Origin of the sequence: Halorientalis marina (assembly GCF_023028345.1) — an archaeon.
GTDB lineage: Archaea > Halobacteriota > Halobacteria > Halobacteriales > Haloarculaceae > Halorientalis > Halorientalis marina.
The window spans coordinates 2,425,238-2,446,347 of sequence record NZ_CP095487.1 but is presented as its reverse complement, the minus strand read 5'-3'; the positions used below and the strand labels follow the sequence as shown (position 1 = coordinate 2,446,347).

At 63.6% G+C, this 21,110-nt stretch carries 16 protein-coding genes and 1 tRNA gene; 8 read left to right on the top strand and 9 right to left on the bottom strand.

What is annotated here, in order from left to right:
* Window positions 1-172 precede the first annotated feature (172 nt).
* Complete coding sequence (locus MUG96_RS12485; protein WP_246983263.1) at window positions 173-1,324, bottom strand: acyl-CoA dehydrogenase family protein; 1,152 nt, start codon at window positions 1,322-1,324, stop codon at window positions 173-175.
* A 236-nt stretch (window positions 1,325-1,560) separates the two neighbouring features.
* On the bottom strand, window positions 1,561-2,712 hold the full coding sequence (locus MUG96_RS12480; protein WP_246983261.1) for an acyl-CoA dehydrogenase family protein: 1,152 nt from the start codon (window positions 2,710-2,712) through the stop codon (window positions 1,561-1,563).
* Between the two features lie 171 nt (window positions 2,713-2,883).
* Between MUG96_RS12480 and MUG96_RS12475 the strand changes: the two genes are divergently transcribed.
* The 5 genes from MUG96_RS12475 to MUG96_RS12455 all read left to right on the top strand — a co-directional run bounded on the left by MUG96_RS12475 (window position 2,884) and on the right by MUG96_RS12455 (window position 8,442).
* Window positions 2,884-4,884, top strand: coding sequence for a 3-hydroxyacyl-CoA dehydrogenase/enoyl-CoA hydratase family protein (locus MUG96_RS12475; protein WP_246983258.1), 2,001 nt, complete (start codon window positions 2,884-2,886; stop codon window positions 4,882-4,884).
* A 65-nt stretch (window positions 4,885-4,949) separates the two neighbouring features.
* Complete coding sequence (locus MUG96_RS12470) at window positions 4,950-5,630, top strand: HNH endonuclease (protein WP_246983256.1); 681 nt, start codon at window positions 4,950-4,952, stop codon at window positions 5,628-5,630.
* A gap of 71 nt (window positions 5,631-5,701) precedes the next feature.
* A tRNA-Glu gene (locus tag MUG96_RS12465) sits at window positions 5,702-5,810 on the top strand.
* Window positions 5,811-5,884: 74 nt separating this feature from the next.
* Window positions 5,885-6,286 carry an Hsp20/alpha crystallin family protein gene (locus tag MUG96_RS12460; protein ID WP_246983254.1) on the top strand — a complete coding sequence of 134 codons (402 nt, stop codon included), beginning with the start codon at window positions 5,885-5,887 and terminating at the stop codon, window positions 6,284-6,286.
* A 167-nt stretch (window positions 6,287-6,453) separates the two neighbouring features.
* Complete coding sequence (locus MUG96_RS12455; protein ID WP_246983252.1) at window positions 6,454-8,442, top strand: AMP-dependent synthetase/ligase; 1,989 nt, start codon at window positions 6,454-6,456, stop codon at window positions 8,440-8,442.
* A 1-nt stretch (window position 8,443) separates the two neighbouring features.
* On the opposite strand, the gene MUG96_RS12450 is transcribed toward MUG96_RS12455, so the two are convergent.
* The 3 genes from MUG96_RS12450 to MUG96_RS12440 all read right to left on the bottom strand — a co-directional run bounded on the left by MUG96_RS12450 (window position 8,444) and on the right by MUG96_RS12440 (window position 10,315).
* Window positions 8,444-9,097, bottom strand: coding sequence for a helix-turn-helix domain-containing protein (locus MUG96_RS12450; protein ID WP_246983250.1), 654 nt, complete (start codon window positions 9,095-9,097; stop codon window positions 8,444-8,446).
* A 114-nt stretch (window positions 9,098-9,211) separates the two neighbouring features.
* Complete coding sequence (locus MUG96_RS12445; RefSeq protein ID WP_246983249.1) at window positions 9,212-9,601, bottom strand: secondary thiamine-phosphate synthase enzyme YjbQ; 390 nt, start codon at window positions 9,599-9,601, stop codon at window positions 9,212-9,214.
* 147 nt (window positions 9,602-9,748) lie between these two features.
* Complete coding sequence (locus MUG96_RS12440; RefSeq protein WP_246983248.1) at window positions 9,749-10,315, bottom strand: DUF7344 domain-containing protein; 567 nt, start codon at window positions 10,313-10,315, stop codon at window positions 9,749-9,751.
* Window positions 10,316-10,913: 598 nt separating this feature from the next.
* On the opposite strand from MUG96_RS12440, the gene MUG96_RS12435 reads away from it, so the two are divergent.
* Genes MUG96_RS12435 through MUG96_RS12425 form a run of 3 tightly spaced genes read left to right on the top strand, consistent with a single transcriptional unit; the run spans window position 10,914 to window position 13,006 of the window.
* Window positions 10,914-11,657, top strand: a complete 744-nt coding sequence (locus MUG96_RS12435; protein WP_246983247.1) for a SipW-dependent-type signal peptide-containing protein — start codon at window positions 10,914-10,916, stop codon at window positions 11,655-11,657.
* 42 nt (window positions 11,658-11,699) lie between these two features.
* Complete coding sequence (locus MUG96_RS12430) at window positions 11,700-12,215, top strand: signal peptidase I (RefSeq protein ID WP_246983246.1); 516 nt, start codon at window positions 11,700-11,702, stop codon at window positions 12,213-12,215.
* A gap of 8 nt (window positions 12,216-12,223) precedes the next feature.
* The gene (locus MUG96_RS12425; RefSeq protein WP_246983245.1) at window positions 12,224-13,006 is read left to right on the top strand and encodes a hypothetical protein; all 783 of its coding nucleotides are present in this window, start codon (window positions 12,224-12,226) and stop codon (window positions 13,004-13,006) included.
* Here the strand turns inward: MUG96_RS12425 and MUG96_RS12420 are convergent, their stop codons facing one another.
* The 4 genes from MUG96_RS12420 to MUG96_RS12405 are packed head-to-tail and all read right to left on the bottom strand — an operon-like array spanning window position 13,007 to window position 20,652.
* Entirely contained in the window at window positions 13,007-15,004 is a 1,998-nt protein-coding gene (locus MUG96_RS12420; RefSeq protein WP_246983244.1) for a SpoVR family protein, read from the bottom strand. It lies immediately after the preceding gene.
* Entirely contained in the window at window positions 14,997-16,310 is a 1,314-nt protein-coding gene (locus tag MUG96_RS12415) for a YeaH/YhbH family protein (protein ID WP_246983242.1), read from the bottom strand. Before MUG96_RS12415 ends, MUG96_RS12420 begins: the two co-directional genes overlap by 8 nt.
* Window positions 16,301-18,583 (bottom strand): PrkA family serine protein kinase, encoded by a 2,283-nt coding sequence (locus MUG96_RS12410; protein ID WP_246983240.1) that lies wholly within the window; start codon window positions 18,581-18,583, stop codon window positions 16,301-16,303. Before MUG96_RS12410 ends, MUG96_RS12415 begins: the two co-directional genes overlap by 10 nt.
* On the bottom strand, window positions 18,583-20,652 hold the full coding sequence (locus tag MUG96_RS12405) for a PrkA family serine protein kinase (RefSeq protein WP_246983238.1): 2,070 nt from the start codon (window positions 20,650-20,652) through the stop codon (window positions 18,583-18,585). The genes MUG96_RS12410 and MUG96_RS12405 overlap by 1 nt, the downstream gene beginning before the upstream one ends.
* Between the last annotated feature and the right edge of the window lie 458 nt (window positions 20,653-21,110).

Sequence of the window (21,110 nt, the reverse complement as noted above, 5' to 3'; positions counted from 1 at the left end):
TGTGACCTCTCCACACACTGGTTTCCAATCCATTACGAAAGTTACGCTCCCGGTTACGATATTAACGGACGGGCCGAGAGAATTAACAGGTGTGGCCGGCCGCCCGAGAATCGCCGTTTCCCGGTTGCGCCGCTGTCTGTCGATGCGGCGAAAAAACGGTGTGTTCGCGGCCTCAGAAGCCCTTGCCCAGCAGTTCGCGGGCGATGATGTTCTTCTGAATTTCGGTGGTACCCTCGTAGATCTGGAGGATTTTGGCGTCGCGGTAGAACCGTTCCACGTCGAAGTCGTTGACGTAGCCGGAGCCGCCGTGAATCTGGACGGCCTCGTTGGCCACGTCGACGGCGACCCGCGAGGAGTACTCCTTGGCCATGGAGGCGAGTTTCGTGATGTCCTCGCCCTGGTCGACCTGCCACGCGGACTTGTGCGTCAGGTTCCGGGCGGCCTCCGTCCGGGTGAACATGTCCGAGAGCTTGTGCTGGATGGCCTGGAACTCGGCGATGGGCTGACCGAACTGCTCGCGCTCTTGTGCGTACTCCAGGGCGCGTTCGGCCGCGCCGCGGGCCAGTCCGATACCCTGGGCGGCGACGCCCGTCCGGGTGTCGTCGAAGAACTGCATCTGCTGGAGGAAACCCATACCGCGGTTGCCCACGAGGTTCTCCTCGGGGACGCGCACGTCGTCGAAGATCAGTTCCGCCGTGTCCGAGGCGCGGATGCCGAGTTTGCCCGTGATCTTGTCGGCCTTGAAGCCGTCGCGGTCCGATTCGACGACGATCTGGCTGAAGCCGTTGTACCGGCCCTCGGCGTCGGGGTCGGTCTGACAGAGGACGACGAAGTGGTCGCCGACCGTCCCGTTCGTGATCCACATCTTGTTCCCGTTGATGACCCACTCGTCGCCGTCCTTCTCGGCGCGGGTCGAGACGGAGGACACGTCGGAGCCGGTGTCCGGTTCCGAAATCGCGGCGCCCATGACGGCGTCGCCCGTCGCGACCGGCTCGAGGAATCGCTCTTTCTGCTCCTCGGTCCCGAACTCCATCAGGGCGTCGGAGCCGAAGGAAGCCGACTGAATACAGAGCGCGATCCCGGGGTCGATAGCGAACAGCTCCTCGGAGATAGCCACGACCTCCAGCGTCGAGTAGCCAGCGCCCCCGTACTCGATGGGGATCTGTGCCCCCGTCAGCCCCATCTCGGCGGCCTTGTCCATGATCTCGTGGGGGTACTTCTCCTCCACGTCGTACTCGGTTGCCACCGGTTTGATCTCGTTTTCCCCGAACTTCCGCACCTCTTCCCTGATCTGCTCGATCTCTGCTGGCAGCTCGAAGTCCATGCTGTGAGTGACCGTTGGGAATTTTCCTTTAAGTTTTCTTTGCAACCTGCTCGCCGAATTGTAAACGGAAAACGCCGCACGCGGAGTTTTTTCGGGGGGTTCCTGCGAGCCCCCGCTCGCACGACCCGACTGGTGACGGTCGATACGTACACCGGGGGTCGGTGTGGACGGTAGGACCGGTATCGCGACTCACCGTCGAGAGAAAGAAGGAAAGTCCGGCGTCGACAGCCGCGGCCTCAGAAGCCTTTGCCCAGCAGTTCGCGGGCGATGATGTTCTTCTGGATCTCGGTGGTGCCCTCGTAGATCTGGGTGATCTTCGAGTCGCGGTAGAACCGCTCGACCGGGAAGTCGTCGACGTAGCCGGCGCCGCCGTGAATCTGGACGGCTTCGTTCGCCACGTCCACGGCAACGCGGGAGGCGTACTCCTTGGACATCGAGGCGAGCTTCGTGATGTCCTCGCCCTGGTCGACCTGCCAGGCCGCCTTGTAGGTGAGGTTCCGGGCGGCCTCGGTCTTGGTGAACATGTCCGAGAGCTTGTGCTGGATGGCCTGGAACTCGGCGATTGGCTGGCCGAACTGCTCGCGCTCCTGGGCGTACTCCAGGGCGGCCTCGGCCGCGCCCTTCGCGATCCCGACGCCCTGTGCGGCGACGCCGACGCGGGTGGCGTCGAAAAACTGCATCTGCTGGAGGAAGCCCATACCGCGGTTGCCGACGAGGTTCTCCTCGGGGACGCGCACGTCGTCGAAGATCAGTTCCGCCGTGTCCGAGGCGCGGATGCCGAGTTTGCCCGTGATCTTGTCGGCCTTGAAGCCGTCGCGGTCGGACTCGACGATGATCTGGGAGAAGCCGTTGTAGCGGCCCTCGGCGTCGGGGTCGGTCTTACAGAGGACGACGAAGAAGTCGCCGACCGTCCCGTTCGAGATCCACATCTTGTTGCCGTTGATGACGAACTCGTCGCCGTCCTTCTCGGCGCGGGTCGAGACGGAGGAGACGTCCGAGCCGGTGTCGGGCTCCGAAATCGCGGCGCCGGAGATCTTCTCGCCCTTGGCGACCGGTTCGAGGAACTCCTCTTTCTGTTCCTCGGTCCCGAACTCCTCGATGGCCTCGGTCCCGAACGACGAGGCGAGGATACAGAAGGCGATCCCGGGGTCGATGGCGAACATCTCCTCGGCGATGATCGAGGATTCCAGGACGGAGTAGCCGGCACCGCCGTACTCGACGGGGATGGACGCGCCGACCAGTCCCATCTCGGTGGCCTTGTCGACGACCTCGTGTGGGTACTTCTCTTCGCGGTCGTACTCGTTCGCGACCGGCTCGATCTCGTTTTCACCGAACTTCCGGACCTCGTTCCGGATCTGTTCGATTTCCGCTGGCAGTTCGAAATCCATACGCTCCACTGTCGGGACCAGGAACATAACGTTTTGTAATCCCCGAGAAACTGAGAGTCCGTTGTCGCCGGGACTGGCCGCCGGACCAGCCTGAACAAACTCCTCTTCTGTTGTCCCGTGTGAAGATAAACGTTGAAACCCCCCGGTCGAGGAATATAGAGTGTTCAACTCATGGAACTCGACGACATAGACACCGTTGCGGTGCTTGGTGCCGGCAATATGGGGCACGGGATCGCAGAGGTCGCCTCGCTCGCGGGCTACGAGGTCCGTCTGCGCGACATCAAAGAGGAGTTCGTCCAGAGCGGCTACGACGACATCGTCTGGAGCCTGGAGAAACTCGCCGAGCAGGACCAGATCTCCGAGGAGGAGGCCGACGCCGCAGAAGAGCGTATCACGCCGCTGGTCGACATGGAGGAAGCCGTCGGCAGTGCAGACGTCATCATCGAGGCCGTCCCGGAGAAGATGGACATCAAGAAGGACGTCTACGCCGAGGTCGAGGAGTACGCGCCCGACCACGCCATCTTCGCGACGAACACGTCCTCGTTGTCGATTACCGAACTGTCCGAGGTCAGCGAGCGACCGGAGCAGTTCTGCGGAATGCACTTTTTCAACCCGCCGATCCGGATGCAGCTCGTCGAGGTCATCTACGGCGAGCACACGGCCGACGAGACCATCGAGGTCGTCGAGGCCCTCGCCGAGGACTTCGGCAAGACGCCGGTCCGCGTCCGCAAGGACTCGCCGGGCTTCATCGTCAACCGCATCCTCGTCCCGCTGATGAACGAGGCCTGCTGGATCGTCTCCGAGGACGTCGCCACCATCGAGGAGGTCGACTCCACGACGAAGTACGACATGGGCCTGCCGATGGGCGCCTTCGAGCTCGGCGACCAGGTCGGTAACGACATCACCTACCACGTGCTCGAATACATGCACGAGGTCGAGGGCGACGCCTACGAACCGGCACCGCTCCTCGAGGAGACCGTCGAGAACGAGCACCTCGGCAAGAAGACCGGCAAGGGCTTCTACGACTACGAGGACGGCGACGGTGCGGACATCCCGACCGACCAGGTCCGCGAGGACGTCAAAGAGCGCCTGCTCGCCGCGATGGCGAAGGAGGTCGCCTACCTCGTCGGGGACGACGTGGCCCCGCCCGAGGACGTCGACGAAGCGACGATGCTCGGCGCCGGCTTCCCGGACGGCCCCGCCCGCATCTGTGACGACTACGGCCTCGAAACGCTCGCCGATACCCTCGACGACCTCCACGAGGAGACCGGCTCGCCGCGCTACGACGCCCACGACTACCTCTACGAGGCCGCCGAGGCCGGCGGCTTCTACGGCAGCGAGGACGAAGACGAGGGGCCGTCCTTCGAGTCCATCGCCTTCGAGCGCCGCGACATCGACGTGCCGGAGGGCCACAGCGAGAAGCAGGTCGCTCACATCGAGATCGACCGTGCCCACCGGATGAACACCATCAACATCGACATCCTCGACGAACTGCAGGACGCTGTAGACATCGTCGAGGACGACGATACCATCCGCGCGGTCCTCGTGACCGGCGACGGTGACCAGGCCTTCTCCGCGGGCGCGGACGTGCAAGCGATGGCGACCAGCGCCGAACCGCTCAGCGCCATCGACCTCTCCCGGAAGGGCCAGGAGACCTTCGGCAAACTCGAAGAACTCTCCGTCCCGGTCGTCGCCGGTATCGACGGCTACTGTTACGGCGGCGGCATGGAGCTGTCGATGTGCTGTGACATCCGCATCGCCACGGAGCGCTCCGAGTTCGGCCAGCCCGAACTCAACCTCGGCCTGATCCCCGGCTGGGGCGGCACCCAGCGACTCGCCAACATCGTCGGCGAGGGCGTCGCCAAGGAGATCATCCTCACGGCCGACCAGGACTACACCGCCGAGGACATGCAGGACTACGGCTTCGTCTCCGAGGTCGTCGAGAACGACGAGATCGAGGAGGCCGCACTCGACATGGCCGAGGAACTCGCCCAGGGCCCGCCGGTCGCCCAGAAGTTCACGAAGCGCGCGATGCTCAAGGGCCGCGACGACACCGAGGCCGGCCTGGAGATCGAGGCACAGGGCTTTGGCCACCTCATCGGCACCGACGACATCATGGAGGGTATGACGGCCTTCATGGGTGACGGTGAGCCGGACTTCGAGGGCAAGTAACGCTCCTCCTCGCGGATTTTCTTTCGGGCGTAGATTTATGAGTGAGAGCGGTGCCACTGTCGCCCGTGACGAAGCGGTACCGTTCCGGCTGGTGGCTAGCGATCAAGTATCACGACGAGGATCTCACGCAGCGGGAGATCGCAGCCGAGTGTGCGATCTCCCCGCGGTGTATTCGGTCGTATATGGACGAGTACGGTATCGAGACGCGGGACGTGGAAGGGGAGCACCACGGCCTGTACGGCAAAAAGCGCGACGAAGACGTGGAGGAAGCGATCTCGGCGTCGCTGGAGGGCCGGGAGTTCTCGGACGAGACGAACGAGAAGCGCGCGGACGCACAGCGTGGGCGGTCACCCTCGGCCGAAGTTCGGCAGAAAATCTCGGACGCGCTCGAAGGGACCACGAAATCGGCGGCGACGCGACGACGGATGAGCGAGGCGACTGCGGGCGAGCAGAACCCGAACTGGCGTGGTGGGTACAGCCGACGGTACGGTGCGGGCTGGTCCGTCGCGCGTGAGACGGTGCACGAACGCGACGAGGTGTGCCAGCGCTGTGGCGCGGACGGGACGGACCGACGACTGGAGGTTCACCACATCGTCCCAGTTCGGCGGTTTCGGACGGCTAGTAACGCCGAAATATCCGATGCCCACGATCCAGGGAACCTCGTCTTGCTGTGCCATCATTGCCATCCGAAGGCTGACCACGGACTGATCTCGTTCGATTCGAGCCTCGACGATCCGCTCGACTGACCCTGTGACCGCTCCTCACTGCCGTACCGAAAAGCAGGGTTTATTACCGGACGCCCCACAGTCGAGAGTGCGCACCGTTGGTGTAGTCCGGCCAATCATCTTGGCCTTTCGGCCGCGAGTTCGGAGTCTTCCGACGCGGGAAGACAGCCGAGGACCTGGGTTCAAATCCCAGACGGTGCACTTCTCCGACGCCGAGTCAGTGCTAACACACGTCCATCTCTATTTATATCATCAACAGTCGTATGTATGGTGTTATGAACGACCGAAACACACCGTTCGAGGGGTTCGACCGTCTGTTCGAGACCGTGATGCGTTCGATGAGTGCGATGCCGGCGGCCGGGACCGAAGCGGGTGTCCGCTCGGGCCGGCTCCGGATGGAGCAGACCGACGAGGGGTACGTCGTGGTGGCCGACCTCCCGGGCTTCGAGCGCGAGGACATCGACCTCCGGTTCGGGGACGGCGTCCTGACCGTCGAGGCGGATTCCGAGACCGAAACCGGTGGTGTGACTCGGAGCCGTCGCGTAACCGAGGGAATCAGAGTGCCGGGAGACGTGGACGTGGCCGACGTAGAGGCCTCCTACCGGAACGGTGTCATCGAGATCACCGTCCCGGTGACGGACGGCGGCGACGAGTCACACCACATCCCGATCAGGTGACGGCGTAGCGTGCTCGGACCCCGGCGTTGCCCCGGTAACCATCTGCTACCACTATTTTCCACGAGGGTATTTGTGGGACGGCGAGGCGGCGCTGGTCGGCGCACACGATTTCGGGTCTTGCCAACGACCCACGGGTATTTATCTTCGCACGTAATACAACGGCTCATATGACTCCACCGGACGCTACATCGTGGCGAGAAGCCGAGGAGGAGTACACGGACGAGGTCATCGGGACGAACACGTTACCGGAGCTGTTCGAGCAGAGTTTCGAGCGGTACAGCGACACGGACGCCCATATGTACAAGGGTGGTATCTATCCCCGTTCGATCACGCCGGGCATCCTTCCGGAGCCCGAACCTGGCTCGTACCACTCACTCACGTACGACAGGCTGTCCGATATCGTGCGGAACCTCGCGGCCGGGTTCCGTGAGCTCGGTGTCGAATCGAACGAGCGGGTGGGGATTTTCTCGAACACGCGGATGGAGTGGGCACAGTGCGACCTCGCCCTCCTCGCGTCCGGCGCCGTCGTCACGACGGTGTACACGGAATCCTCGCCGAAGCAGATCAAGTACCTGCTGAACGATCCGGGGGCGATGGGTGTCGTCGTCGAAAACGAGTACCTCCTCGACCGGATCATCAAGGTCGAGGACGACCTGAGTCTGGAGTTCGTCGTCGTTCTCGACGAACTCAACAAGTACGACGACGTGGACCAGATTCACTCGCTGGCCGACGTCTACGAGATGGGTGAGGCGAACTTCGACGAAGACGAGTACCAGTCCTGGATCGACGACCGGAGTACCCACGACCTGGCGAGTCTCATCTACACCTCGGGGACGACGGGCAAGCCGAAGGGGGTCAAGCTCACCCACTACAACTTCCGGGCGAACATCAATCAGCTCCGCAAACGGTCCGGGCCCCGGCCGGACAAGGCCGACAGCGTCCCGGAAATCGACGAGGGGAGTCGGTCGATATCGTTCCTGCCGCTGGCGCACGTCTTCGAGCGGACGGTCGGGTCCTTCTTCATGCTCGCCAGTGGCGCAACCATCGGATATGCCGAGGCGCCGGACACGGTGAGCGAGGACATCCGGAAGATCAAGCCGGCGGGGGGAGCGAGCGTCCCCCGCGTCTACGAGCGAATATTCGACGAGATGCGCGACCAGGCACAGGGGTCGGACCTCAAAGAGCGCATCTTCGAGTGGGCGGTCGAAGTCGCTCGCGAGGCGGGTCGCACCGATAATCCGGGGTTCGGCCTGAAAGTGAAACACGGCATCGCGAATCAGCTCGTGTACAAACAGGTCAAAGACCAGCTCGGCGGGAACGTCGAGTACCTCGTCAGCGGCGGCGGCAGTCTCGACAAGGGGCTGGCACAGCTGTTCAACGGCATGAACGTTCCCATCTACGAGGGATACGGCCTGACGGAGGCCGCCCCCGTCGTTACGTCGATGCCGCCCGAGAACCTCAAAGCGGGGACGCTCGGCACGCCGATGCCGGACATCGAGACGGACATCGACGAGTCGCAGGTCTCACAGGACCAGTTCGAGGACGCCGAGGGGACCGTCGGCGAACTCCTCATCAAGGGACCGAACGTGACCGAGGGCTACTGGGAAAAGCCGGGCAAGACGGAGGAGGTGTTCACCACCGAGGGCTGGTTCAGGACCGGCGACATCGTCGAGCAACTGCCGGACGGCTACCTGAAGTACCACGACCGGCTGAAGAACTTGATCGTCCTCGACACGGGGAAAAACGTCGCCCCGGAGCCCATCGAGAGCGAGTTCTCCACCTCTTCACGCATCGAGCAGATCATGGTGATGGGCGACAACGAGAAGTTCATCTCCGCGCTGATCGTCCCGAACTTCAACGCTATCGGGCGGTGGGCAAACAACCGCAACGTCGATTTGCCCGGCACTAAAGCGGAGATCTGCGAGGAAGAGCGCGTCCGCGAGTGGATCAACGAGGATATTCAGCTCGTCAACCGCAATCTCGAGAAACACGAGACCATCAAGCAGTTCGAGCTGGTCGCCCAGGAGTGGACGCCCGAAAACGACATGTTGACCCCCTCGCTCAAGAAGAAGCGCCGGAACATCCGCTCGGAGTTCGAGGAGAAGTACGACCGCATCTACAGCGGCGAGGCGGAACCGGCCGCCGCGGACGACTGACCTACCGCATCAACGCCGAGAGGACGCGCGATTCCGCTTTTCGCAGGTGTTCGTCGACGGTGCTCGGCGCACAGCCAAGCGAGTCCGCGATGTCCTCGTGAGTCGCCTCGCGGGGAATCTCGTAGTAGCCCTCCCGAATCGCCGTCTCGAAGACCTCGTGCTGGCGCTCGGTGAGAATCGAGAGGATGTCCTCGCGGTCCGGCGAGTACTGGCCGGCCTGTTCGACGGCGAAGCGGACGCCGTCGGGCGTCTCGCCGAGCGCCTGCCGGAGCATCTCGTGGGTGCCGACGACGGTGGTGCGGAGCCCGCCGTTGTCGGTGTACTTCAGCGGCGTGTCGATGATGAGTGCGTACTTCTGTGCGAGGGCCATCAGGCCGCCGGCGGGCTGTCCGGGCGGGACGTGGAGGTAGAGGTGGAACGCGTCGTCCTGGACGTCGAGGATGTCCCAGGCCAGGACGGCGTCGCTGTCGTCGATGGCCGCCGTGAGCGACTCGTGGTCCCCGTAGAGCCGGTAGAGAAGCACCCCCGTCCCGTCCCCCAGAGCGTTGACGTGCATCAGCGAGTCCCTGGTCACCCCCGGGTGGTCCGCGATCACCTTGTCGGCCGGGTGGATAGCCCCGTCTTCCGGTGAGATTGTGAAATCGAAATACCTCATGTAACGATCCTACGTACCAATGTCATCGTCCCTTTCGGACACTGGGCATTATTTGTTTCGGCAGAGCGGTCAGTGCCGCCAGTCCGCGCCCGCCGGCAGCGAGCAGTCGTCGGCTCACGCCGTTACCGAGACCGTTCGCGTCCGCGGCCCGTCACACTCCACGAGGAGGATGGACTGCCAGGTACCGAGGTCGAGACTCCCGTCCGTTACGGGAACCGTCACCGACCGCCCCAGCAACATCGACCGGAGGTGCGCGTCGGCGTTGTCGTCGATCTCGTCGTGTGCCCAGCCCGACTCCGGGACCAGCTCGGTCAGGGCTCGCTCGATGTCCTCGCGTAGCCGCGGTTCCGCCTCGTTGATACTGAGTCCCGCCGTCGTGTGTTCGACGAAGACGGTACAGGTCCCGGTCGCAGTCTCGGGGACGGCTGCCTCGACCCGGTCGGTCAGTTCTACAGTGGTCACTCGCTCGTCAGTCGAGACCTCGATGGAACGCCGGTGTGACATACGTCGTGCTACGGCCCCGTTCCCGAAAATCACTGGGGGGCTCGTACTGCCGGAGAGACTGACGCGACCGCCACCTGGCCGCTCGGGGCGCAATCCTGCGGATACCCGTTCTGGAGACACGGCTCGCGAAACTGCCGTCCGACAGTATCAGTCGTCCGCCGTCGGTGGCCCCGAGCTCTGGGCACGCAGTCCCTCGAAGAGGCTGCGGTCCTGCGAGAAGACGTGATACGCCGCGGACCCGCTGAGCAGGAGGAGATAGACTGCCGCGACGGCGGGAGCGCCGAGCGCGCCCAGAAGCGGCGTGCCGATGCTGGCTGCCAGGACGGTCCCGAACCCGAGGACGCCCAGCACCAGATAGTACTCCGCCCAGGTGATGCCGTATCGTGGGACGACTTCCATGTAGGTCGTGATCTCCGCGGCTCGGTCCCGGAGGCTCACCTCCTTGGTATCGGTGTCGTAATCGACGATTCGGAGGTCGTCGAGTTTCGGCAGGTGGGTCTGGTGGAGCGAGACGTAGACGCTCCGCCGTTTGTCCCGCGGGGCCGGTGCTTCGCCAGTCTCCCGGGTCGCGACCTCCTCCGAGAGGTCGCGGACGCTCATCGATCCGCCGACCTCGCGGAGGCACCTGATCGCCAGTCTGCGGCGGTCGTTCCGGAGGATGTCGTGAATCTGTCCAGCGTCCAGGTCCTCAGTCTCCTCTTTCTGGACGCTCATGGATCACCTCCCCACGCTCGCTCGTCTGTCGTCGGTCGTCTCCGTGCATAGCTCCTCGAACTCTCACAACCTACACCGTTCTCGCGCGTGTTAATACCTTCTAACAACTCATTACGCCATACGACGGACAGTTTAATATGCCCCGACTGTCGATTATCACGTGTTTAAATCGGCGGACGGGGCAGGGAAGCGGGAGGACGGACTGCTCGGTCCCGTTTAGTGAGTTTTTGGGGTCCGCCGGGGCCGGCCACTCGGGGCTCCGTGGCATCCCCTCCTGAGTGGTCCACGTCTACAACTCCCGTCGAAACGACCTCGGCAGCGAAGTCCACGTTGGAGTATCGGTACTGATCGACTCACGACTCCTCGTCACGGGTATTCCTCCGTTTGAACCACGCTTAACCAACGACCCATCGGTTCGAAGCGACTCCCGTACCTGTCTGAACCGATCATTTAACATCCGACAATCGGGAAATGTATAAGTGCAATCAGGTGTAGGGTGAAAGTAACGCATCCGGATCGAGATACCGTCGTAAGGGGGGTGAGGATTCGTTCGACCGTGGGGGGTGCGTTGCCAACCCTTTGGGGAGTAGCTACGAGTATGTCAGACGACGGACTGAACATGTCACGACGCAAAGTACTGGGCGGTATCACCACAGTCGGCGCGGCGAGCGCGGCCGCGGGGGCCGGGACGTTCGCGCTGTTCTCGGACACGAGCCGGACAAACGAAAAGACAATCAGTACTGGGACGGTGAGTTTCCAGGACGGAAATCCTACAGAACTGAATATCAGTGCAGATAAGGCTGGTGCGAGCGGGGAGATTGAAGGAAGTACAAAATTCACTTATGATGGTAGTATAGACGGTGCGGCGTTCGTAGTTGGGATGGATGTGAACGGTACTGATAATAGTAACAACCTCGCGAAAGCGATCAATCTTGATGCGGGCTATGACGAAAACAGTAACGTTGCCACTGGAATTACAATTACCAAAGTAAATGACAGTGGGTCCGAGGAGAAATATTCCGACGTCGTAGATTTTGACGGTGAGCAGACGTTGCAGGGCCGTCAGGAAAACCTGTATGTTGATCAGGAGACGATAACACTGAATGAACTCGCGAACAACGTCTTGACTGGCAACGAAACTATCCAACCAGAGGACAGTGACAGTGCTGATAGTGATGTGACCGATGACGTTAGTGCCTTGAGGTACTACGAGGGGCTTTCAAGCGGTGAATCGGTAACTGTGAGTATTCAGGGTAGTTGGAGTGACCTCTCGAACGATTACCAGGGGAAAGAGATCGGCGTCACGGTGTACGGGAAAGTCGTAGAACCAAGCTCGAACTGAATATCGGGAGTACCCCACTAAATTGGGGTTCGATTTCATACGATGAACCTACATACTGCCGGTACCGTGCTCGCGCTGGTTGCAATAGCGCCGTTTCTCGTCTTCGCGGTGCCGAGCGCGGTCGGCGCGAGCCATAGCTACGTCGTTCTCAGCTCGAGCATGTCGCCGACCATCCACGCCGGCGACGTGGTTTTCGTCGAGGACGTCGAGCCGGAGGGTATCGAAGAGGGCGACGTCGTCACGTTCGACCCCGAGCGGGGGACGCTCGCCGAGCGCGAGAAGGCGATCACGCATCGAGTGATCGAGGTCCAACAGCGGTCGGACGGGCGGTACTTCGTGACGAAAGGCGATGCCAACGACTCGCCGGATGCGACCCCGGTCGCGGCGGAGAACGTGGTCGGGCGCGTGACGTTCCAGCTCCCGCTGATCGGCCACGCCATCGTCTTCGTCGGGACCGACCTCGGCATCCTCCTGCTCGTGGTGTTGCCGGCGGGACTGCTGGCCGTGACCGAACTCAGGGACCTGCTGCGGGCGGCGACCGACGAATCGACGGAGTGACAACGAGTGTGGGAAAGAACGGGGGACTCGGGGTGATCGACGACCGATTCCAGAAGCTCGGGGCGCTGTACGCGGTCTCGGTGCTCCTGTTAGTGACTGTAACGGGTGGAACGTTCGCAGTCGGCTCGTTCCACGACCGGGCGAGCACGAGCGGCTCCTTCTCGACGGCCGCGGACTTCACCGCGGACCTCGGAACCGTCGGGAACGAGGAAATGGACCCCGGCACCCTCCGGGCGGAGGGCACACACCACGACATCCGGATCACGTTCGACGTGCGGGACGTACCGAACGTGTCGGAGAACGACTCGCGGATCACGTTCCGCTTTACCGACCACGGTGATCCGGTCAGGGCCGCCGACATCGAGTGTGACAGCGAGCCGTACGAACGCGACGGCACCTGTACTGTCACGTTCGAGAAGCGCGACCTGCTGATGGAGACGGCGGGAACCGGGAACCGCTCGTTCGCCGTCCGGGGCTGGTGGAACTACGGCCGGGATTTCGTCTTCCGTGGTACCATCCCGGTCAGGGATGACGGGTTCGTGACCGACTCGATGCGGGAGGACAAGACTGAGAGCGGGAACGCGGCCACCGACGAGACGACGACCGGAAACGCCGGACTGGTGGCTGGAAACGCCGGATCGGTGGCTGGAAACGCCGGGGCGACGGCCGGGAATACCGGGACCTGTGCCGGTAATGCCAGCAACGCCGGCTGTTCGGGCGATTCAGCTGTCGTTAAGCACGTGGCACTCCCGTCAGCGACGGTGGGTCGGCGCGGTACTGGCCGGCCCTGATCAGGCCAACCACTCGTCGGGCTTCGTGTCGTAGTCGATATCGGTCGCTTCGAGGTGTTCGACGGCTTCCCAGTCGAGGTCCTCCACGCTCACCTCGTCGCCGTCGTAGCGGATGAGTTTGCCCCGTTCGTCCGGCTCGGGCTCGCGGTCCCGTCGCTTCGCCACCTCGATGTCGTGTTCGTCGAGCTCCTTGACGATGGTCTTGAGGTTCACCGGGCGGCCCCAGAGGTCGAATACGCGTTCGAGCACCTGCTTTGCCTGTCCGATGTCGAGCATGACACCGTTGTACTTGTGGGCCAAGAGGAGCTCGTTGCGGTTGTTGTAGTTCCCGTCCTCGACGACGATGGTCGGCTTGCCGAAGTTGGTGAACCGCAACATCAGTTTCTTCTTCACGTCCTCGTAGTCCGTCGAGGTCACCCGGTAGTCGCCGGTCGACTGGGTGAACTCGTAGGTGAAATACTCGTTGTCGTCGACGAACTCCTGGGTCAGGAACTCGTCCAGGAAGGTCACGTCGTTGTGACTCTCCCGTATTTCCCGCATCCGGTCCCAGCCGCGGGCGTAGTCGATGTCTTCGAGCGCCTCCGCGACGCTCTCGTAGCGGGCGTCGTCGAACATGTACCGCGAGAGCTGTTCGAGTTCCTCCTGTCCGATGCGGCTCACGAACCCGCGGCTCCGGGGCTCGACCAGCGAGTAGTGGCGCTCCGCGAGCCCCTCGTAGGTCAGCACCTTCCAGGGGTACGTCTGGACGTCGATCTCGCCGGCGCGAGCGGCGCCGAGCGCCTCGGCGTCGATTCGTGGGTCCTCGGGGTCGAGGTCGTCGAGGTGGCCGGGAATGTCCTGGAGTCGTTCGTCGGGCGCGATGAGGGCCTGGACCTGCTCGAAGTCGACGCGGTCCTGGAGGTTCCGCCAGGTGATGTCCTCGACGCGGAGCAGGCGCTCGATGACCTCCCGCCTGTTTTCGGTGTTCTCGATGTACTGCCAGAGTTCGAGGCCGAGCTTGTAGGGGTTGAGGCCGGGCGAGCCGAGGACCTGTGCCATGTGGTCGGCGTAGTTGATGAACTCGTCGGCGGCCGCGAACGCCTCCTTGGTCATCATCACCGACTCCCAGTAGGCGGCCCACCCCTCGTTCATGACCTTCGTCATCTTCTGGGGTGCGAAGTAGTAGGCCTCGCGGCGCAGGATTTCCAGGATTTCCCGCTGCCAGTCGCTCATCGCGACGGCTTTCATCGCGTCGGAGTCGTACTGCATCCCGTGTTTCCGGAGGAAGCCGAGGACGTCCTTCTCGGGTTCGGCGGGGAACGTGACGTCCCCGTCGTCGTCCCGCTGTGCGTCCAACCACTCCTCACTGAACACCTGGCCGCGGACTTCCTCGGAGAGGTTCAGATCCTCCAGCCGGTCCTCCAGGTCCTCGAGGTCCTCGTCGTTGTCCACGAACTCGTCGCGGTACTCCGTCTCGACGGGCCGGAAGGGGGCGTGCTGGTCGATGTTGTCCTCCAGACAGAGAATCGAGTCGATCCACTTCTCGACCTCGGCGCGGTCGATGTCGGGATCGAGCATATACTCCTGTACCGTATCCGAGTGCCGGGAGAGCATCGCCGCGGCGTCGGGGTCGTCCGCGAACATCCCGAACCACTCGTTGTTCTGGAAGAAGTCCGCGTGGGCCTCGACGTGGGTGATGACCGCCTTCTGGTCGGCCAGCGTGTTCGACTCCTGGAGGAAGGCGTGGGAGGGGTCGTCGTTGTTGACGATCTCGAAGGCCTTTCCGCCGAGGAACTGACTCTGTTTCTGCTGCTGGTCGTACTGCATCCCCCAGCGCCAGTGCGGGTAGCGCTGCTGGAAGCCCCCGTACGCGATGAGCTCGTTCATCTCGTCGTAGTCGACGATCCAGTAGTTCACCGGGTAGGGCTCCAGTCCGAGCTTGTGTGCGAGGTTCGAGGCCTCCTCGACCGGCTCCTCGAGGCCCTCGGCGATGCGTTTGGCTTCGTGTCGCTCAGTCATCGTTCTCCTCCGTACTCAGGATGGTGTAGATGGCGTCGATCACGTCCGCCGGCCCGGAGACGTACGCGACCGCGACGTTCTCGCTCTCCCGGAAGTGCCGCTCCACTTCCTCGGCGTGGGTCGCGTTGATCGCGTTGCCGCTGGGCTGTGTCTCGACGTAGGCGTGGAGGTTGGCGGGAATCTCCTCCATCATGGGAATGACCCGCTCCTCGGTGTCGTTGCTCGAGTTCTCCGAGTCCCCGGCCGCGAACACGTAGCGGTTCCAGTCGCTCCAGGGGTACTCCTCCTCCAGAATCGCGGCGGCAAGTTCGTACGCGCTGGAGATGCGCGTGCCGCCGCCGCTCCGGATGCCGAAGAACTCGTCGCGGTCGACCTCCCACGCGTCCGCGTCGTGGGCGATGTAGACGAACTCCGCGTTGTCGTACTTCCCGGTGAGATACCAGTCGAGCGGCGTGAACGTCCGCTCGACGAGTTCCCGTTTCTTCTCGCGCATCGACCCGGAGACGTCCCGGATGTTCACGACGACGACGTTCTTCTCGCGCTCCTCGACGACCTCGGGGTAGCGGTAGCGTTCGTCCTCCCGGCGGAAGGGGATCTGGTCGACGCCCTCCCGACGAATGCGCGTGGCCGTCGACTCGCGCTCGACGTTCGCCTCCATCTCGTCCATCGAGGCCCAGGTCGTTTTCTCGTCGTCCGGAATCTCGGCGTACGCCTCCTCGATCCAGGACCGGGAGACGGGGACGTTCTCCTCGCGTGCCCACTCGAAGACCGAGGCCGGTCCCATGCCGTCGATCTTCAGGGCCTCGCGGACGTAGTCACGGTCGAAGTCCATCGCGAGCTTCCGCTTGAGCCCCTTCTTGAACAGCGTCTCGAAATCGAGCGTCGAGGTGGGCCCGGAGCGGGTGATGTCCGTGAAGTCGCCTTCCTTCTCCTCGACGACCTCCTTCCCCTTCGGTTCGAGGTCGAGCCCGAGTTCCTCGTCGAGCTCCTGGGCGAACTCCTCTGGGTCCATCTCGTAGTACTCGTGTTCGCCGCCCTCCTCGCCGGGTTCGCCGTCCTCGTCGCCGTCGCCGGGCTGGGGCTGTGGCTCGCCGACGGGCTGTCCTTCCTCGGCGTCGCCCTGCCCGACCCCGCCCATGTCGCGCTGGTCGTAGGCGAACTCGGGGAGGTCGACGATCTTGATGGGGATCTTCACCTCGTCCGGCCGGGACTGTCCGAGGTCGCCGTACTGGATGAACTCCGCGAGGTCCTGTCGGCGCTCCTCGCCGACCTCACGGTAGCGTTCGAGGTCGTCCTCTAGTCCCATTTGTAACTCACCTGGTTCATGACGTGCCGACTCGTGAGTTCGGCAGAGGCCGCGGTGTAGTCGAACATCTCACACATGTTCTCGATGGTCGTCTCCTTGACCGACGCCGTCTCCGTCCCCGACGGCGGTTCGTCCCACTGCCTGGGGTCGAAGTCCTCGAAGGTGCGTCGCACGTCCTCCCAGTCGTGGGAGCCGAGCACCGACTCGATGACCGGAATCTGCTTGACGTTCACGTCGGAGATGCGGAACTCGTCGTCCCGGTTGCGCCAGGCGTGGCGGTTGAGTGCGGTGATGATCTTGTCCGTGCGGAAGGCCTCGACGGCCTCGCTCGGCTCGTCGCCGTCGTAGCTGTCCTCCCCGAACCGCCCGAGGTGCTCGATCTCGAACACCTTCATCTTCAGCGGGTCCGGGTCGACGAGTTCGCCGCGCTCGTTCTCGATCTGCTCGTCGGCCTCCCACGCGTAGACGTGCTCGATGTACTCCTCGACCGTCGCCTCGTCGACCCGCTTGTCGCGCATGATCGCGCGCAACACGTCGTCTTCCTGCTGGCCGAACACGTGGTTTTTCACGGCGACCACCTGGTTCTCGAACTCGACGCGCTCGCTGCTGGAGAAGACCGGCGCGTCGCCGAGACCCTCGGCCATCGCGTTGAGGATATCCCGGGGCATGACGACGTGTTCGACGGGCAGGTCCGTGTGGTATCGGTCCTGCTCGACGTGGAGGAGGTCGGCGATCACGTCCCGCGTGTACGTCACGGGGATGCCGCCCTCGCCGTCGTCGGCGTCGTCGTTCCAGTCGAAATCGTCCATCTCGATTCGCTCGTCGCCCTCCTGGAGGTAGCCGCGGTCGAAGAGCAAAGCCTTGTCGACGAGGTCGAGGCCGCCGGGCACGTCCTCCCCGTCCAGCCGCGTGACGACGGCGTACAGCGCCGCCGCCTCGACGGCGTGGGGCGCGAGTTCCTTCTCGTTGACCGCCGTCTCGCTGTCGCGGACGTGGATGTGCAGCGGCTCCCTGATCCACCCCTCCAGTTCCTCCCAGGAGCGGGCGGTCCAGACCTCCGTCTCGTTCGTCAACTCCCGCCGGAGTAACTGGGCCTCCAGCGAGAGGTTCGTGAGGTAGGTGAACTCGTGTTTGTCGAGCCGTCGCTTCAGCGCCTTCAGCGGGTCCTGCCCCTCGCGGTCGGCGTGCTGATTGAGCCGCGCCTCCAGGTCCGGGTTCGAGATGATGATCATCTGGGTATCGATGTCCATCCCGATGCCCTTGTCCAACTTCACGCGACCCTCGTCGGGCACGTTCAGCAGCTTCTGGAGGAGGTCGGCGTGCTGTGCGGCGTCCTCGACGACGGTCAGCAGGCCGTTGCCCTGCGAGAGGACGCCGTCGTAGGAGAACGCCTGCGGATTTTTGCGGCCCCGGGAGTCCAGTTCCCGGAGCATCCCGGCCATCCACGAGCCGACGAGTCGCTCCTTGGGCGAGCCGTCGTCCTCGCTGTGGAGGACCCCGATGCCGCGGCCCACGTCGACGACGAAGTTCTTGACCCGGAGGTGTTTGGGGGCGGTGACCGCCGAGAAGAGGTCCTCGATGCCCTCACGGCGGTACTGTTCCTCGAGGAACTCGTAGGCCTCCCGGCAGAAGGGGTCGAGGTCGCTCTCGACGCGGATGTCGACGTGGTCGTCGTTGACGTCGTTGATCCGCCGGAGCAGGTCCCGCCGGACCTCCTCGGGGAAGACCGTGAGCGGGTGGGACTGGACGGGACTCTCGTACCAGTCGTCCTCGTCGGTCACGGGTTCGTCGCCGTAGGTCATCGCGCCCGATCCCTCGCCCGCGCCGGCGATGTTCCACTCGACGGTGTAGCGGCGGCCGGCGTCGGTCTTCGAGAACTCCCGGAGTCCGTTGATGAGACACCGCTTGAGTTCGGACTTGCCGGTGGCGGTCGGCCCGTCGAGCCAGATGATCTTCTCGCCTTTGCCCCGCGAGGCCGCGATGGAGCGGAGGTCGTCGACGAAGGTGTTGAGCGTGTCCGTGTTGCCCAGAATCGCGTGCTCGCCGTCGTTGTGCGGGTCGTCGAAGAAGCGGTAGCGCTCCTTCTCCTCGCCCTCCTCGATGACCGTCCTCGTTCCGGCGGCCTCGATGGCCGAGAGGAGGTACTTCGAGGCGTGGGCGGCGATTCCCGGCTTTTCGAGGACGAGGTCGACGTACTCCCCGAGGCTCATCGGGGCCTCGTAAGTCTCCTCCAGCGCGCGGTCGGCCGCGTCGATGAACTCGTTGCCGTCCATTACTCTTCCATCTCTGCTTTGGCGACCTCGGCGCCGGCGAACTCCAGCACCTCCTTGGCTCCTTCCTCGGAGTAGCCCTGCTCGATGAGCGCGTCGATCCACTGGTTGCGCTCGTCGTCGTCCATCTCGCCGCTGGAGACCAGCGCCGAGAAGTTGATGTTGTGCTTCTTGTCCTCCCAGAGCTTGCGCTCCAGGGCGCGGCGCAGGCGGTCGTTGTCCTGCGGATTGAACGTGTCTCCCTCGCGGGCGCGCCGGGAGACCCAGTTCGAGACCTCCTGGCGGAAGTCGTCCTTGCGGTCCTCCGGAACGTTCAGTTTCTCCTCGACCGAGCGCAGGAACGTCTCGTCGGGCTCCTGCTCGCGGCCGGTGATCTCGTCCTCGACGGTGTCGTCGTCGATGTAGGCCATGACGTGGTCCATGTACTTCTCGCCCTGGCGCTGGATCTCGTCGATGTCGTAGGCCAGCGCGTGGCGCACGTCCTCGATGGCCCGGTCCTTGTACTCCTCCCGGACGAGTTCGAGGTAGCGGTAGTAGGTCTCGAACCGGTCTTCCGGGATGGAGCCGTGGTTCTCGAGGTTCTCCTCGAAGTGGTTGAAGACGGTCAGCGGCGAGAGGAAGTCACGGCTCCGGTGCATGGAGTCCATGATGGCCTCGGCGATCTCGTCGCCGATGAACCGGGGCGAGATACCTTCCATCCCTTCGCCGATTTCGGCCATCTCTTCGGCCTCCTCGCGGAGTTTCTTCACGTCGACGTCCTCGGCCTCGTCGATCTCGCCGTTGTAGGCCTTGGACTTCTGGAGGAGGTCCACGGTGCCGGAGTCGGGCTCTTCGATGCGGGTGAGGACGCCGAAGAGGCCCGCCATCTGGAGGGTGTGGGGCTCGACCTGGATGTCCGGCAGGTCGGCGTTGCGGAGCATTTTCTCGTAGATGCGGGCTTCCTCCTCGTACTGGAGGACGTACGGGAAGTCGATCCGCTTGGTGCGGTCGTTGAACGCCTCCATCTTCTCGTCGCCTTTCTTGTCCTTGTACTCGGGCATGTTCGTCCGCCCGACGATGACCTGGTCGATGTCGATCCGGGGGTTGTTCTTGGGCTTGATCGTCTGTTCCTGGGTGGCGTGCAGGAAGTCATAGAGGAACTCCCGCTGGAGTTTCAGTAGCTCCTCGCCCGAGAAGATGCCGCGGTTGGCGTTACAGAAGGCCCCGGCGTAATCGAACGCCCGCGGGTCGGACTCGCCGTAGATGGCGATCTTCGAGTAGTTGACGTCCCCGGTGAGTTCGGTCTCGTCCTGGTTTTTCTTGTCCTTGGGCTCGAAGGTCTCGATGGCCTGCCGCTTGTTCTCGTTCGCCACGAGTCGGATGATCTCGACGTGGTTCTCCAGGACGGCCTGGAGGTCGTCGTCGTAGTGGCCCAACAGCCGGTCCATGTAGAACTCGCTGGCGGGGTCGAGCGCCTGTTCGTTGCGGATGGTGTAGGGGGCGTCGAGTTCCGCGTTGATGTCATCGATGACGGACTGGCGCTGTTCCTGCGGGAGGAGCACGAGCGGGTCCTGATTCATCGGGGACCGGACGGTGTCGTCCGCGGGGTCCTGATCGGGGATGATGTCACAGAGGTTCGTCCAGCGGAACGTGTACAGTCGGCCCTCGTCGGTGTGGGTGTAGTGTTCGTAGTAGCGCCGGATCTGCCGGTCGAAATCGGACTTCCCGGATCCGACCGGGCCCAGCAGGAGTTTGATGCGTTTCTCCGGCCCCAGCCCGCGGGCGCCGGACTTGACCTTGTTGACGAACTCGTGGATGGCCTCGTGGATGACCCGGCCGTAGAAGGTGTTCTCCCCCTCCTGGAGCGGGTCCTCGGAGGCGAGTTGATACTCCACGACACCGGCGTCTTCGTCGTACTCGGTGCCGTAGTAGTCGAACATGTCGGCAACGCGCTGGTGGGCGTTGCGAGCGATGCGCGGGTGGTCGTAGAGTTGGTCGAGATACCAGTCGAACGTCCGCGTCTCGCGGAGGTCCGCGGGGATCGAGTCCCGGTACGCCTGACTCAGCTCTGCGAGGGTGTCCTTTTCTGTCATGCTATCGTTGGTCTGTCGAGGCCGGAGTCGAGGGCGTCCCCGCTCCGACCGACGCGGGCTCGCGCCCGCGGTACTCGGTGGTGCCACCCGCTCCGCCGCCACGTCGCATCGGCACACCGCCGGCTCCACGCGCCCACGCGGACGCCGCGAGCCCGGGTCGGTGTCGAGCCGTCGTGTGTGCCATGAATATACATACCAACCTCACTTCCCGAGGACCCGTTGGCGAGTGAGCCTGAATAAACCACGGGACGCCGGTGGCGAGGACGGAGTGTCAGTGGCGGTCGGATATGGGTGGGGTAACCACCGATACTATTTATTATATGAGGACTGGTCGTACATAAGACTTCCTCCGATACCGCACGACGGGGGGCGCGGTAGTCGACACCTTCGCCTTCGAACTCCGGGACGGGGCCGCCGGGACCCTCCCGACTGGACGGCCGGTGACCGGACGGAACGAG

Bases quoted from the DNA above. Each gene is read 5' to 3' on its own strand.
- MUG96_RS12460 (WP_246983254.1), top strand. From the start codon at position 5,885: ATGAACGACCGAAACACACCGTTCGAGGGGTTCGACCGTCTGTTCGAG.
- MUG96_RS12405 (WP_246983238.1), bottom strand. From the start codon at position 20,652: ATGACAGAAAAGGACACCCTCGCAGAGCTGAGTCAGGCGTACCGGGAC.
- MUG96_RS12485 (WP_246983263.1), bottom strand. From the start codon at position 1,324: ATGGACTTCGAGCTGCCAGCAGAGATCGAGCAGATCAGGGAAGAGGTG.
- MUG96_RS12415 (WP_246983242.1), bottom strand. From the start codon at position 16,310: ATGGGACTAGAGGACGACCTCGAACGCTACCGTGAGGTCGGCGAGGAG.
- MUG96_RS12455 (WP_246983252.1), top strand. From the start codon at position 6,454: ATGACTCCACCGGACGCTACATCGTGGCGAGAAGCCGAGGAGGAGTAC.
- MUG96_RS12435 (WP_246983247.1), top strand. From the start codon at position 10,914: ATGTCAGACGACGGACTGAACATGTCACGACGCAAAGTACTGGGCGGT.
- MUG96_RS12480 (WP_246983261.1), bottom strand. From the start codon at position 2,712: ATGGATTTCGAACTGCCAGCGGAAATCGAACAGATCCGGAACGAGGTC.
- MUG96_RS12410 (WP_246983240.1), bottom strand. From the start codon at position 18,583: ATGGACGGCAACGAGTTCATCGACGCGGCCGACCGCGCGCTGGAGGAG.
- MUG96_RS12440 (WP_246983248.1), bottom strand. From the start codon at position 10,315: ATGAGCGTCCAGAAAGAGGAGACTGAGGACCTGGACGCTGGACAGATT.
- MUG96_RS12445 (WP_246983249.1), bottom strand. From the start codon at position 9,601: ATGTCACACCGGCGTTCCATCGAGGTCTCGACTGACGAGCGAGTGACC.
- MUG96_RS12450 (WP_246983250.1), bottom strand. From the start codon at position 9,097: ATGAGGTATTTCGATTTCACAATCTCACCGGAAGACGGGGCTATCCAC.
- MUG96_RS12430 (WP_246983246.1), top strand. From the start codon at position 11,700: ATGAACCTACATACTGCCGGTACCGTGCTCGCGCTGGTTGCAATAGCG.
- MUG96_RS12420 (WP_246983244.1), bottom strand. From the start codon at position 15,004: ATGACTGAGCGACACGAAGCCAAACGCATCGCCGAGGGCCTCGAGGAG.
- MUG96_RS12475 (WP_246983258.1), top strand. From the start codon at position 2,884: ATGGAACTCGACGACATAGACACCGTTGCGGTGCTTGGTGCCGGCAAT.